The organism is Pantoea sp. V106_11 (genome assembly GCF_029967885.1).
In the GTDB taxonomy this organism is placed as follows: domain Bacteria; phylum Pseudomonadota; class Gammaproteobacteria; order Enterobacterales; family Enterobacteriaceae; genus Pantoea; species Pantoea ananatis.
This window is the reverse complement of the sequence record NZ_JASCAK010000024.1, coordinates 206,195-218,920: the sequence shown is the minus strand read 5'-3', so window position 1 is coordinate 218,920 and position 12,726 is coordinate 206,195. Positions and strand designations below refer to the sequence as shown.

Annotated in this window: 11 protein-coding genes and 2 tRNA genes; 10 read left to right on the top strand and 3 right to left on the bottom strand. The window is 54.5% G+C overall.

Annotation, left to right across the window (positions count from 1 at the left end; all coding sequences use genetic code 11):
* The first annotated feature begins 172 nt into the window (after positions 1 to 172).
* Both QLG08_RS08305 and QLG08_RS08300 read left to right on the top strand, forming a co-directional pair.
* Positions 173 to 249: transfer RNA gene (locus QLG08_RS08305), tRNA-Asp, on the top strand.
* Between the two features lie 8 nt (positions 250 to 257).
* A tRNA-Trp gene (locus QLG08_RS08300) sits at positions 258 to 333 on the top strand.
* 112 nt (positions 334 to 445) lie between these two features.
* Here the strand turns inward: QLG08_RS08300 and hdfR are convergent.
* A complete protein-coding gene (hdfR, locus tag QLG08_RS08295) occupies positions 446 to 1,270 on the bottom strand; it encodes an HTH-type transcriptional regulator HdfR (protein WP_013027669.1) in 825 nt (274 codons plus the stop codon).
* 121 nt (positions 1,271 to 1,391) lie between these two features.
* Here hdfR and QLG08_RS08290 point away from each other — a divergent pair, with 121 nt between their 5' ends.
* A complete protein-coding gene (locus tag QLG08_RS08290) occupies positions 1,392 to 1,730 on the top strand; it encodes a DUF413 domain-containing protein (protein ID WP_006121163.1) in 339 nt (112 codons plus the stop codon).
* A gap of 23 nt (positions 1,731 to 1,753) precedes the next feature.
* Here QLG08_RS08290 and QLG08_RS08285 read toward each other — a convergent pair whose 3' ends face one another.
* On the bottom strand, positions 1,754 to 3,274 hold the full coding sequence (locus QLG08_RS08285) for a YifB family Mg chelatase-like AAA ATPase (RefSeq protein WP_029570780.1): 1,521 nt from the start codon (positions 3,272 to 3,274) through the stop codon (positions 1,754 to 1,756).
* Positions 3,275 to 3,604: 330 nt separating this feature from the next.
* Here QLG08_RS08285 and ilvL point away from each other — a divergent pair, with 330 nt between their 5' ends.
* The 6 genes from ilvL (at position 3,605) to ilvA (ending at position 10,161) form a co-directional block, all read left to right on the top strand.
* On the top strand, positions 3,605 to 3,703 hold the full coding sequence (gene ilvL / locus QLG08_RS08280; protein WP_071785161.1) for an ilv operon leader peptide: 99 nt from the start codon (positions 3,605 to 3,607) through the stop codon (positions 3,701 to 3,703).
* Positions 3,704 to 3,853: 150 nt separating this feature from the next.
* The gene (gene ilvG / locus QLG08_RS08275; RefSeq protein WP_282472883.1) at positions 3,854 to 5,500 is read left to right on the top strand and encodes an acetolactate synthase 2 catalytic subunit; all 1,647 of its coding nucleotides are present in this window, start codon (positions 3,854 to 3,856) and stop codon (positions 5,498 to 5,500) included.
* Complete coding sequence (gene ilvM, locus QLG08_RS08270) at positions 5,497 to 5,754, top strand: acetolactate synthase 2 small subunit (RefSeq protein WP_013027665.1); 258 nt, start codon at positions 5,497 to 5,499, stop codon at positions 5,752 to 5,754. The genes ilvG and ilvM overlap by 4 nt, the downstream gene beginning before the upstream one ends.
* 18 nt (positions 5,755 to 5,772) lie before the next feature.
* Positions 5,773 to 6,702 (top strand): branched-chain amino acid transaminase, encoded by a 930-nt coding sequence (locus QLG08_RS08265; protein WP_014604777.1) that lies wholly within the window; start codon positions 5,773 to 5,775, stop codon positions 6,700 to 6,702.
* Between the two features lie 59 nt (positions 6,703 to 6,761).
* Entirely contained in the window at positions 6,762 to 8,612 is a 1,851-nt protein-coding gene (gene ilvD / locus QLG08_RS08260) for a dihydroxy-acid dehydratase (protein ID WP_014604778.1), read from the top strand.
* Position 8,613: 1 nt separating this feature from the next.
* Positions 8,614 to 10,161 (top strand): threonine ammonia-lyase, biosynthetic, encoded by a 1,548-nt coding sequence (gene ilvA, locus QLG08_RS08255; RefSeq protein WP_238492943.1) that lies wholly within the window; start codon positions 8,614 to 8,616, stop codon positions 10,159 to 10,161.
* Here the strand turns inward: ilvA and ilvY are convergent, their stop codons facing one another.
* The gene (gene ilvY, locus QLG08_RS08250) at positions 10,162 to 11,043 is read right to left on the bottom strand and encodes an HTH-type transcriptional activator IlvY (protein WP_013027661.1); all 882 of its coding nucleotides are present in this window, start codon (positions 11,041 to 11,043) and stop codon (positions 10,162 to 10,164) included.
* A 161-nt stretch (positions 11,044 to 11,204) separates the two neighbouring features.
* Here ilvY and ilvC point away from each other — a divergent pair, with 161 nt between their 5' ends.
* Positions 11,205 to 12,680: a ketol-acid reductoisomerase gene (ilvC, locus tag QLG08_RS08245; RefSeq protein ID WP_013027660.1), complete on the top strand. Its 1,476-nt coding sequence runs from the start codon at positions 11,205 to 11,207 to the stop codon at positions 12,678 to 12,680.
* Positions 12,681 to 12,726: the final 46 nt, after the last annotated feature.

The following is a 12,726-nucleotide window of genomic DNA, read 5'->3' as shown; positions in this document are numbered from 1 at the left end:
CGAACGCTTTTGAACGCTGCGAAGCAGCGGCCCGAAGGGTGAATCACAGCGTGATTCATAAACTGCCAGGCATCAAATTAAGACCAGTACGCTGGTCATGACCTTACCGGTGACGCGGAAGGGCGATATACCTGATATCAGAACGTTTTTCTGACGTCAGTACAGAATCGGTGGAGCGGTAGTTCAGTTGGTTAGAATACCTGCCTGTCACGCAGGGGGTCGCGGGTTCGAGCCCCGTCCGTTCCGCCACCCTTTTTAGGGGCGTAGTTCAATTGGTAGAGCACCGGTCTCCAAAACCGGGTGTTGGGGGTTCGAGTCCCTCCGCCCCTGCCAGAAAGAGAAAAATCCTTTGCTTCGGCGAAGGATTTTTTTTTGCCTGCAAAAAAGTGAAAAAGAAAACCAGCCAGCAGATACTGGCCCAATCCTCTTTGACTTCCTCCTGTTTTTAATTAGGTACCACAGGAAACTTTAACAGCTGACGGATGTACGTTTGCTGATCGCTGTTTTGTAACCACACCGCATAAAGAGGGCGAACGGCTACAGAAGTATCAGGCATTACCATCAGATCGCTGTAAAGGCTTTGCCAGAAATCAGGTAGAAACGCACATGCACCTGTCGTGTGAAGCAACTCACGCGTCACCTGGGCGGATGTGGTTGTTAACACGGGCACATCGTCACCGCCAGAGAGATAGCTTTGATGCTGATGAAAGTCGGCTCCCCATTCCAGTTTTATATAATCATATTTTTCACGCTTGTCTGTCTGTCGTGAGCGAAACAGCGCCAGTGAGATATGACCGATCTGCTGACTGGTTAACTCATCCATCTTCGGCGCTTCAGTGGTGATTAATAAATCCAGCTGACGTTCGTGAAGCTGCTTAACCAGTAAATGGCGTTGTGCCACGCGCGCTTCCAGATGGAGGCTTTCACGGTTCTCATAGAGCGTCTGAAGCCAGGGTGTTAAATACGCCTCCCATAACGAGGCACTGGCACCAATGGAGAGCTCATGGTGCTGCTGCGTATGCGACACTTCTTTCTTGGCCATCAGCCACGTATTCATCAGGCTTTCCGCATAGGGCAGCAGCCGCTCACCTGCGGAGGTCAGACGGATATTGTTACGATGTCGGGTAAAAAGATTAACACCAAGCTGATTTTCTAACTGGCGGATGCGAAAACTGACAGCAGACTGCGTTAAGTAAAGTGCTTCTGCAGCGCGCCCGAAATGGCGAGTTCTGCTCACTTCCAGGAAAGTTTTCAGTAATTCCGTATCCACAGCGTTCTCCCAAAATTTGTTTGTCGTATAGATTTAAATGTTTTGTTTTACACTCTGTCAAGCCTATCTAATACTCCGCGCCATAAATAGCACGGCCATAAGAGAAACAGGAGCGTGTAACATGGCGGAAAGCTTCTCAACGGAAAATCGTTTCTTTGACAACAAACATTACCCACGCGGTTTTTCGCGACATGGTGACTTTACGATTAAAGAAGCACAGCTACTTGAACGTCACGGCGTAGCGTTTAATGAGCTGGACCTCGCCAAGCGTGAGCCAGCGACAGAAGAAGAGCGTCTGTTCATTGAGGTTTGTCGTGGCGTGCGTGAGCCACAAACGGAAGCAGAACGTGTATGGTCCAAATACATGACACGTATTAAGCGTCCTAAGCGTTTTCACACGCTGTCAGGCGGTAAACCACAGATGGATACCGTTGAAGACTACACCGAAAGCGACGATTAACGAGAAGGGGTGAAAGCCCCTTTTTACTGCAAGCTTTTGTGCAAGTAGATCATCAGTCGGTCAATGCTTCGATAGCTTACGGCCTCTTGAAGATGATGACGTCCAATCACCTCTTCCCCCGCTAAATCGGCCACCGTGCGCGCCACTTTCAGGATACGTTGCCACGCCCTCACCGATAAGCCCAGCTGATTTAAAACAGATTCAAGCCACCGTGCATCCGACGGCGAAATCTGACACCACTGTAGTACATCTGAATTAGCCAACTGCGCATTAATCTTCCCTGAGCGCGCCATCTGTATCTGACGCGCGGCAAAAACGCGCTCACGCACTTCTGCAGAGCTTTCCCCTGCCTGCCGTTGCTGACTCAGCATTCCTGCAGGAAGCAGCGGAACTTCCAGTGACAGATCAAAGCGATCCAGGAAAGGACCAGAAAGTTTACTGAGATAGCGTAAAACCTGCTGTGGCGACGTACGGTTATGTTGTCCCTGATAGTGTCCGGTTGGGCTGGGATTCATTGCTGCGATTAACTGAAAGCGTGCGGGATAAACGACGTTGGCCCTGGCCCGCGAAATGGCCACTTCGCCGGACTCAATGGGTTCACGTAACGCGTCCAGCACGCTGCGCTGAAACTCAGGCAGTTCGTCCAGAAACAGCACGCCGTTATGTGCCAGCGAGATTTCTCCGGGTCGTGGTAACGCACCGCCGCCGATAAGGGCATACAGAGAAGCGCTGTGATGAGGGGCCCTAAAAGGCCGCTTACGCCATCGCAGATGCATCGGGGATGTCTGGCTCAGGCTGGCGATGGCGGCGCACTCCAGGGCTTCCTGATCGCTTAACGGCGGCATGATACCGGGTAAGCGTGTGGCGAGCATGGTTTTACCGGTTCCCGGCGGACCGATCAGCAACAGATTATGTCCACCTGCAGCGGTAATCTCCAGGGCACGCCGTCCCTGCTCCTGACCCACAATATCGCGAAGATCTTCGGTAATGCTGTCATCATCTTCAACATGAGCGGTTGCGGTCGCTAACTCACACTTACCGTGCAAAAAGGCACAAATCTCGATCAAATGTGCGGCGACTAAAGTCGCGCCCTGACGTATTAATCCCACATCAGGCTGGTTTTCAGCAGAGAGCACCAGCTGCCGGCCGGCTCCTGTCGCAGCCAGTGCCGCCGGAATGGCGCCTTTAACGCCACACAGGCCACCGTTAAGCGCCAGCTCACCCAGAAACTCGTAGTGGTTGAGCCTGTCCGCAGGAAGCTGCTCAGAGGCCACCAGAATGGCGATAGCCATAGGCAAATCATAGCGGCCGCCTTCTTTGGGTAAATCTGCCGGGCCTAAGTTGATGGTGATACGTCGGGCAGGGAAGTCAAAACCGCTGTTGATAATGGCACTGCGTACGCGTTCACGCGCCTCTTTCACGGTCGTTTCAGGCAACCCTACCAACGTGAGGGCGGGCAATCCGTTACTGATATGCACTTCAATCGTCACCAGCGGCGCTTCAACACCGATGGCTGCCCGTGTCAGCACCTTTGACAATGACATAGCGGCCCCCAAATGCGGCCATTCTGTACCCGGAATTCAGGTGTAGCGAAGGCCAGAACAAGGAAATGTATGTCGCCCCGCAAACTTTTTATCTGCCATACATCGGGTTTCACATTTTGCAGAAGCAGACTGTGAAATCGTCAAAATGCAATGAGCGGCCTTTTTTTGTCCGGAACCCCGGATGATAAAATAATCTTTTAATAACAATTCGATAATGAATACGGTAAACCTGCGTGATTAAAAAACCTGATAAAAAATATTGTAATTAGAGAGGTAACTATGATAACTCTGTAGGCATTACTTCGAACGAGTTAAAGAATCGAATACGTTATGAAAGCCCTTCTACTAGTGATTAGCCTTGTCGTGATTAGCGTGGTGGTGATTATTAACCCACTGTGCGGGGCAACGCTTGGAGCAAGAAAGGCTTAAAAATCAAGCCAGAACTCTAAAAAACCCCCCGCACCGAAAGGTCCGGGGGTTTTTTTTTGACCTGGCAAAAACTTAGTAAATCTGCAAGGAACAAACAATGAACAGTAGCATAAAATTCTGTTGTTCCCCTCGGAATACAGGAGAATAGCGATGACAGGTGCACAATGGGTAGTTCAGGCTTTACGCGCACAGGGCGTTGATATCGTATTTGGCTATCCTGGTGGCGCGATCATGCCAGTATACGATGCGCTATACGACGGCGGCGTAGAACACCTGTTGTGCCGTCATGAGCAGGGCGCGGTAATGGCCGCAATCGGCTATGCCCGTTCAACCGGCAAAACCGGCGTTTGCATCGCAACCTCTGGCCCCGGCGCGACGAATCTGATCACCGGTCTTGCCGACGCCATGATGGACTCTGTTCCGGTCGTCGCCTTAACCGGGCAGGTCGCCTCTGCGTTCATCGGCACGGATGCATTCCAGGAAATCGATGTTCTTGGCCTGTCATTAGCCTGCACGAAACACAGCTTTATGGTTGAGTCTCTGGACAAGTTGCCTTCCGTCATGGCCGAAGCCTTCGCTATTGCCCAGTCAGGCCGCCCCGGTCCTGTATTAGTGGATATCCCGAAAGATATCCAGATGGCAAAAGGCGAGCCTTCGCCGCAGTTGATGCCGGTCGAAGAAGTGATGTCGATGCCGCACCAGGCCATTGTTGAAGCGCGCGCCATGATGGCTCAGGCTAAAAAGCCGATATTCTATGTGGGCGGCGGTGTAGGGATGGCGCAGGCCGTGCCGGCGCTGCGCGCGCTGATGCAGGAGACCGGCATCCCTGCTGTCGCCACGCTGAAAGGCATGGGAAGTGTTGACGCCCACAGCGAAGGCTATCTGGGCATGCTGGGCATGCACGGTACTAAGGCCGCAAACCTTGCCGTGCAGTCCTGTGACCTGTTGATTGCCGTTGGCGCGCGTTTTGACGACCGCGTCACCGGTAAACTGGATACGTTTGCCCCGCTGGCCAGCGTGATTCATCTGGATGTTGATCCCGCAGAACTGAACAAGTTGCGCCGTGCGCATGTTTCACTGCAGGGCGATCTTAACCATGTCCTGCCAGCCTTGAGCCAGCCTTTACAGATTCAGACATGGCGTGACGAAGTCGCCGCCCTGAAAGCCCAGCATGCATGGCGCTACGATCATCCCGGCGAAGCGATCTATGCGCCGTTATTATTGAAACAACTGTCCGACCGCAAGCCTGCTAACACCGTGATCACGACCGACGTCGGCCAGCACCAGATGTGGGCGGCCCAGCATATCTCCTGTGACGCGCCTGAAGATTTCATCACCTCCAGCGGATTAGGCACCATGGGCTTTGGGCTGCCCGCGGCGATCGGTGCGCAGGTTGCGCGTCCCAACGATACGGTTATCTGCGTCTCGGGCGATGGCTCGATCATGATGAACATTCAGGAGCTGGGCACCATCAAGCGTGGCAAGCTGCCTGTAAAAATTCTGCTGCTGGACAACCAGCGTTTAGGCATGGTGCGCCAGTGGCAGCAACTGTTTTTTGATGGTCGCTACAGTGAAACCATCCTGACTGATAATCCCGACTTCCTTACGCTGGCCAGCGCGTTTGATATCCCAGGCCAGCGCATCACCCGTAAAGATCAGGTCGACGCCGCACTCGATGCTCTGCTGAGCAGTGAAGGACCTTACTTCCTGCATGTTTCAATCGATGAGCATGAAAACGTCTGGCCATTGGTACCGCCTGGTGCCAGCAACGCCAACATGATGGAGAAAACCGTATGAACCAGCATCAATTGTCTATCGAAGCGCGCTTTCGACCTGAAATATTGGAACGTATTTTACGTGTGGTACGCCATCGTGGTTTTCAGGTGTGTTCCATGAACATGGCCACCGTGGCTAACACTGAAAACATTAATATCGAAATGACCGTTGCCAGCCAGCGCTCTGTCGATTTACTGTCTTCCCAGCTAAGAAAACTGATGGATGTCGCCTGCGTCCAGACTCAACAACAGACATCACAACAAATACGCGCGTAGTCGCTATAGGAAATAATAATGAGCACGAAGAAAGCAGACTTTATTTGGTTCAACGGCGAAATGGTTAAGTGGGAAGAGGCAAAAGTCAGCGTGATGTCTCACGCTTTGCACTACGGCACATCGGTATTTGAAGGCGTTCGCTGTTATGACTCCCATAAAGGGCCGGTTGTATTCCGTCACCGTGAGCACATGCAGCGCCTGCACGATTCCGCCAAAATCTACCGTTTCCCAATCAAACACAGCGTTGATGAACTGATGGAAGCCTGCCGTGAAGTCATTCGCGTCAACAACCTGAAAAGCGCCTATATCCGCCCGCTGGCTTTCGTCGGTGATGTGGGACTGGGCGTGAACCCGCCGGATGGTTTTACGACCGACGTGATCATTGCGGCCTTCCCGTGGGGCGCTTATCTGGGTGCTGAAGCGCTGGAAAACGGTATTGATGCGATGGTTTCTTCATGGAACCGTGTTGCGCCCAATACGCTGCCAACCGCGGCAAAAGCAGGCGGCAACTACCTTTCCTCACTGTTAGTGGGCAGCGAAGCGCGCCGCCATGGTTATCAGGAAGGCATTGCACTGGACACCAATGGCCTGATCTCAGAAGGCGCAGGCGAAAACCTGTTTGAAGTGAAAGACGGTGTGCTGTTTACCCCGCCGTTTACCTCATCTGCACTGCCGGGCATCACCCGCGATGCCATTATTACGCTGGCGCGTGATATGGGCATCGAAGTACGTGAACAGACGCTGTCCCGTGAGTCGCTCTATCTGGCTGATGAAGTCTTTATGTCTGGCACCGCAGCTGAAATTACCCCAGTGCGTAGCGTTGACCGCATTCAGGTTGGCGCAGGCAAATGCGGCCCCGTCACCAAACGCGTTCAGCAGGCCTTCTTCGGCCTGTTCACCGGCGAGACTGAAGACAAATGGGGCTGGCTGGACCCGGTTAACGCATAACCAGACCTGCGCGGATGTCGCTGGATGTCCGCGAACTTATTTTCACTGGAGTAAAGAGCATGCCTAAGTACCGTTCCGCTACCACCACTCACGGCCGCAACATGGCCGGTGCCCGTGCCCTCTGGCGCGCAACAGGAATGACCGACGATGATTTCGGCAAACCGATTATCGCCGTCGTGAACTCCTTCACCCAGTTTGTGCCGGGCCACGTTCACCTGCGTGATCTGGGTAAGCTGGTTGCCGAGCAAATCGAAGCGGCTGGTGGCGTGGCCAAAGAGTTCAACACGATAGCGGTGGATGACGGTATTGCCATGGGCCATGGCGGCATGCTGTATTCTCTGCCTTCCCGGGAACTGATTGCTGACTCCGTCGAGTACATGGTGAATGCGCACTGTGCCGATGCCATGGTCTGCATCTCTAACTGCGACAAAATCACCCCCGGCATGTTGATGGCGTCACTGCGCCTTAACATTCCGGTTATCTTTGTGTCCGGCGGCCCGATGGAAGCCGGTAAAACCAAGCTATCCGATCAGATCATCAAGCTGGATCTGGTGGATGCCATGATCCAGGGCGCTAACCCGAACGTCAGCGATGCCGACAGCGAGCAGATTGAACGCTCCGCCTGTCCGACCTGCGGCTCCTGTTCAGGCATGTTCACTGCAAACTCCATGAACTGCCTGACTGAAGCGCTGGGCCTGTCGCAACCGGGTAACGGTTCTCTGCTGGCCACCCACGCCGACCGTAAAGAACTGTTTATCAACGCCGGTAAGCGCATCGTGAGCCTGACCAAACGCTATTACGAGCAGGACGATGCCAACATGCTGCCGCGTAACATCGCCACTAAGGCTGCGTTTGAAAATGCCATGACGCTGGATATCGCCATGGGCGGCTCAACGAATACCGTGCTGCACTTGCTGGCTGCCGCGCAGGAAGGCGAGATCGACTTCAATATCTCTGATATCGATCGCCTGTCGCGCAAAGTGCCTCAGCTGTGCAAAGTCGCACCCAGTACCCCCAAATACCATATGGAAGATGTGCACCGCGCCGGTGGCGTGATCGGTATTCTCGGCGAGTTGGATCGTGCCGGACTTATTGACACCAGCGCACGCAACATCCTGCAGCAAAGCATGCGTGAAACGATCGATCAGTACGACATCATGCTGACCCAGGACCAGGCCGTGAAGGACATGTTCCGCGCGGGCCCGGCCGGTATTCGCACCACCCAGGCGTTCTCACAGAATTGCCGTTGGGACACGCTGGATGATGACCGTACTGAAGGCTGTATCCGCACGCGCGAAAACGCCTATTCTCAGGATGGCGGTCTGGCCGTGCTGTACGGCAACATCGCCGAAGATGGCTGTATCGTGAAAACGGCGGGCGTCGATAAAGAGATTCTGACCTTCAGCGGCCCGGCCAAGGTGTATGAAAGCCAGGATGACGCAGTAGAAGCCATCCTCGGTGGCAAAGTGGTGGCAGGTGACGTGGTTGTGATTCGCTACGAAGGGCCAAAAGGCGGACCGGGCATGCAGGAAATGCTGTATCCCACCACCTACCTGAAATCAATGGGGCTGGGTAAGAGCTGTGCCCTGATCACCGACGGTCGCTTCTCTGGCGGTACCTCTGGCCTCTCCATTGGTCATGCCTCACCCGAGGCAGCTAATGGCGGCACCATCGCGCTGGTTAAAGATGGCGATACCATTGAAATTGATATTCCTAACCGCGGCATCAAGCTGGCCGTGCCGGATAATGAACTGCACGCGCGCCGTGAAGAGCAGGAAGCACGTGGCGATGCCGCTTACACGCCGATGAACCGTCAGCGCGAAGTGTCGTTTGCCCTGCGCGCCTATGCATCGCTTGCCACCAGTGCCGACAAAGGTGCCGTGCGCGATAAGAGTAAGCTGGGAGGCTAAAATGGCTGAGGCTCAACCGCTACCCGAGGCGCCCTGCGGCGCCGAGTATTTGCGCGCTGTATTGCGTTCACCGGTATACGAAGTGGCACAGGTTACCCCGCTGCAGAAGATGGAAAAAATCTCGGCGCGTCTGGGCAATACCATTCTGGTCAAGCGAGAAGATCGCCAGCCGGTGCACAGTTTTAAACTGCGCGGTGCTTACGCGATGATTGCCGGACTTAACGAAGAGCAGAAAGCACGCGGCGTCGTCACCGCGTCTGCGGGCAACCATGCTCAGGGCGTTGCCTTATCCGCCACGAAGCTGGGCATCAAGTCGCTGATCGTGATGCCGCTTGCCACTGCCGACATTAAGGTGGATGCCGTGCGTGCATTTGGCGGAGAAGCCTTTCTGTTTGGTGCCAACTTTGATGAGGCAAAAGCTAAAGCTATTGAGTTAGCGACGCAGCAGGGTTACACCTTTGTCCCACCGTTTGACCATCCGGCGGTTATTGCCGGACAGGGTACGCTGGCGATGGAGCTGCTGCAGCAGGACGCCCATCTCGATCGGGTCTTTGTCCCGGTGGGCGGCGGTGGTCTGGCTGCCGGTGTGGCCGTCCTGATCAAACAGCTGATGCCGCAAATCAAAGTGATTGCCGTAGAGTCAGAGGATTCAGCCTGCCTAAAGGCAGCGCTGGACGCCGGTAAGCCGGTAGATTTACCGCGCGTGGGATTATTTGCCGAAGGTGTGGCGGTGAAACGCATCGGTAATGAAACCTTCCGCCTGTGTCAGGAATTTCTTGACGATATCGTCACCGTGGACAGCGATGCGATCTGCGCGGCCATGAAAGATCTGTTTGAAGATGTGCGCGCCGTGGCGGAGCCTTCAGGGGCGCTGGCGCTGGCAGGCATGAAAAAATATGTTCAGCAGCATGACATCAAAGGCGAGCGCCTGGCGCACGTGTTGTCGGGTGCTAACGTTAACTTCCATGGCTTGCGCTACGTTTCTGAACGCTGCGAGCTGGGTGAACAACGTGAAGCGCTTCTGGCCGTCACCATAGCGGAACAGCAGGGCAGTTTCCTGAAGTTCTGCCAGACGCTGGGTGGTCGCTCGATTACCGAATTCAACTATCGCTATGCCGACACCGACAAAGCCTGCATCTTTGTGGGGGTGCGCCTGACGCGCGGGATGGAAGAGCGAGCAGAGATCATTAGTCAGTTAACGGAAAACGGCTATCAGGTGGTGGATCTGTCTGACGATGAGATGGCGAAGCTGCATGTGCGTTACATGGTGGGCGGACGGCCTTCCAAGCCGCTGCGTGAGCGTTTGTTTAGCTTTGAATTCCCGGAAGCGCCCGGTGCGTTGCTCAAATTTCTGCAAACGCTGGGCACGCACTGGAATATCTCGTTGTTCCATTACCGCAGCCACGGCACGGATTATGGTCGGGTGCTCACGGCGTTTGAGCTCGGCAGCGATGAGCCACGTTTTGAAGAGCACCTTACCGACCTGGGCTATGATTTCCACGACGAAACCCATAACCCGGCGTTCCGCTTTTTCCTGGCCGGTCAGTAACTACAACTGATGCCAGAACGCACTGATAAGCGGCTCCCCGAGCCGCTTTTTTTGTACGCAAACCCCCAGCTCTAGCGGTGCAACGGACTCCACGTTCTCCAGCGGTAACACCCGGTTACGTACCGGCTCAGGGCTGTTTTCCAGCACCACATCCGGCAACAGGGCAATGCCACAGCCAAGCGCCACCATGGAAACGATCGCTTCATGGCCCGCAACCGTGGCGTAAATCAACGGGTTAACAATGCGGTGACGACGAAACCACAGTTCAATGGCCCGACGAACCGGCCCCTGCTCGGGCAAAATAAACGGAATCTGCGTCCAGTCAGGTGCCTCTTCCGTTGCCTGACTGCGTACCGGGCAGGGCAGCGCAGGCGCAATCAGCCCCAGCGGCAGCAGCCCCAGCGTGGTGAAGTCGATGCTGGCCGGTAGCGACTCAGGCCGGCCCGCGATAGCCAGGTCTGCATTGCCCGACTGCACCGTTTCAATCGCATCCGCCGCATCGCCGGTGGTGAGTTTGATTTCGACCTGAGGATGCTCGGCGCGAAAGCGATCCAGAATAGGGGGCAGATGGCTGTACGCGGCGGTCACCGAGCAAAACAGGCGCAGTTCACCACTAAGTGAAGGACCATTGAGATCCATAGCGTGGCGCAATTGTTGATACTGCAGTAAGGTTTGTTGGGCAAACAGCTTAAGTCTTTCGCCCGCTTCGGTGAGCGCCACGGTGCGGTTATCGCGCAGAAATAAGGCGTGGCCCACATCCTCTTCCAGGCGTTGGATCTGGCGCGACAGCGTGGAAGGGCTGACGTGCATGGCGCGTGCGGTGCGGCCAAAATGGCAGCTTTCTGCCAGATGCAAAAACAATTTGAGATCGCGTAAATCCATAGGGGGTCCACCTCAGGACGGCATTGCAATTATTGCAATGTAACGTTGTTAATATATCAATTTAAGCAACAGAAATCCTGTCATATGATGGGGTCATTCGCGGCGCTGAACCTTATGCCGTCATCAGACAAAAGCAAACACAACATTTAACCGGAGTACCCATGGCCAATTACTTCAATACACTGAATCTGCGCAACCAGTTAGCGCAACTGGGCAAATGTCGTTTTATGGGGCGTGACGAATTCGCGGATGGCGCCAGCTTCCTGAAAGGCAAAAAGATTGTGATTGTGGGCTGTGGTGCTCAGGGTCTGAATCAGGGCCTGAACATGCGTGATTCGGGTCTGGATGTGTCCTATACGCTGCGTGCAGAAGCGATTGCTGAAAAACGTGCCTCATTCCGTAAAGCGACAGAAAATGGTTTTAAAGTTGGCACTTACGAAGAACTGATTCCACAGGCGGACCTGGTGGTCAACCTGACGCCGGACAAACAGCACTCCGCCGTTGTTCAGGCTGTACAGCCACTGATGAAAGACGGTGCCGCGCTGGGCTATTCACATGGTTTCAACATTGTTGAAGTGGGCGAAACCATCCGTAAAGACATCACCGTCGTGATGGTTGCGCCGAAGTGCCCCGGCACCGAAGTGCGTGAAGAATACAAGCGTGGTTTCGGTGTTCCGACGCTGATCGCGGTTCACCCGGAAAACGATCCAAAAGGTGAAGGCATGGCGATCGCCAAAGCCTGGGCTTCTGCCACCGGTGGCGACCGTGCTGGCGTGCTGGAATCCTCTTTCGTTGCGGAAGTGAAATCTGACCTGATGGGTGAGCAGACCATTCTATGCGGCATGCTGCAGGCCGGTTCTCTGCTGTGCTTCGACAAGCTGGTGGCAGAAGGTCACGATGCGGCATACACCGAAAAACTGATTCAGTTTGGCTGGGAAACCATCACCGAATCCCTGAAGTTTGGTGGCATTACGCTGATGATGGATCGCCTGTCGAATCCGGCCAAACTGCGTGCTTACGCGCTGTCTGAGCAGCTGAAAGGCATCATGGCCCCTCTGTTCCAGAAGCACATGGATGACATCATTTCCGGCGATTTCTCTGCGGGCATGATGGCCGACTGGGCTAACGACGATAAGAAACTGCTGACCTGGCGCGAAGAGACCGGTAAAACTGCGTTCGAAACCGCACCTCAGTTCGATGGCAAAATCGAAGAGCAGGAGTACTACGATAAAGGCGTTGTCATGGTTGCGATGGTCAAAGCGGGCGTTGAGCTGGCATTTGAAACAATGGTTGATGCAGGCATCATCGAAGAGTCGGCTTACTACGAATCGCTGCATGAGCTGCCGCTGATTGCCAACACCATTGCCCGTAAGCGCCTGTACGAAATGAACGTGGTGATTTCTGATACCGCTGAGTACGGTAACTACCTGTTCTCCTTCGCGGCCGTTCCACTGCTGAAAGAGTTCATGACCACGCTGCAGCCGGGCGATCTGGGCAAAGCCATTGAAGGCACTCAGGTGGATAACGCACAGCTGCGCGACGTTAACGAAGCCGTTCGTCAGCATCCTATCGAGCAGGTAGGTCGCAAACTGCGTGGCTACATGACGGATATGAAACGCATCGCGGTTGCGGGCTAAGCCGCACCGCCACTGTTTTCAGCAAAACAGCACATGCAAAAAGGGC

What these genes read in the sequence shown, in the direction of transcription:
- QLG08_RS08290 (WP_006121163.1), top strand. Translation starts at nt 1,392, where the DNA reads ATGGCGGAAAGCTTCTCAACGGAAAATCGTTTCTTTGACAACAAACAT.
- QLG08_RS08285 (WP_029570780.1), bottom strand. Translation starts at nt 3,274, where the DNA reads ATGTCATTGTCAAAGGTGCTGACACGGGCAGCCATCGGTGTTGAAGCG.
- ilvL (WP_071785161.1), top strand. Translation starts at nt 3,605, where the DNA reads ATGAAAGCCCTTCTACTAGTGATTAGCCTTGTCGTGATTAGCGTGGTG.
- ilvG (WP_282472883.1), top strand. Translation starts at nt 3,854, where the DNA reads ATGACAGGTGCACAATGGGTAGTTCAGGCTTTACGCGCACAGGGCGTT.
- ilvM (WP_013027665.1), top strand. Translation starts at nt 5,497, where the DNA reads ATGAACCAGCATCAATTGTCTATCGAAGCGCGCTTTCGACCTGAAATA.
- QLG08_RS08265 (WP_014604777.1), top strand. Translation starts at nt 5,773, where the DNA reads ATGAGCACGAAGAAAGCAGACTTTATTTGGTTCAACGGCGAAATGGTT.
- ilvD (WP_014604778.1), top strand. Translation starts at nt 6,762, where the DNA reads ATGCCTAAGTACCGTTCCGCTACCACCACTCACGGCCGCAACATGGCC.
- ilvA (WP_238492943.1), top strand. Translation starts at nt 8,614, where the DNA reads ATGGCTGAGGCTCAACCGCTACCCGAGGCGCCCTGCGGCGCCGAGTAT.
- ilvY (WP_013027661.1), bottom strand. Translation starts at nt 11,043, where the DNA reads ATGGATTTACGCGATCTCAAATTGTTTTTGCATCTGGCAGAAAGCTGC.
- ilvC (WP_013027660.1), top strand. Translation starts at nt 11,205, where the DNA reads ATGGCCAATTACTTCAATACACTGAATCTGCGCAACCAGTTAGCGCAA.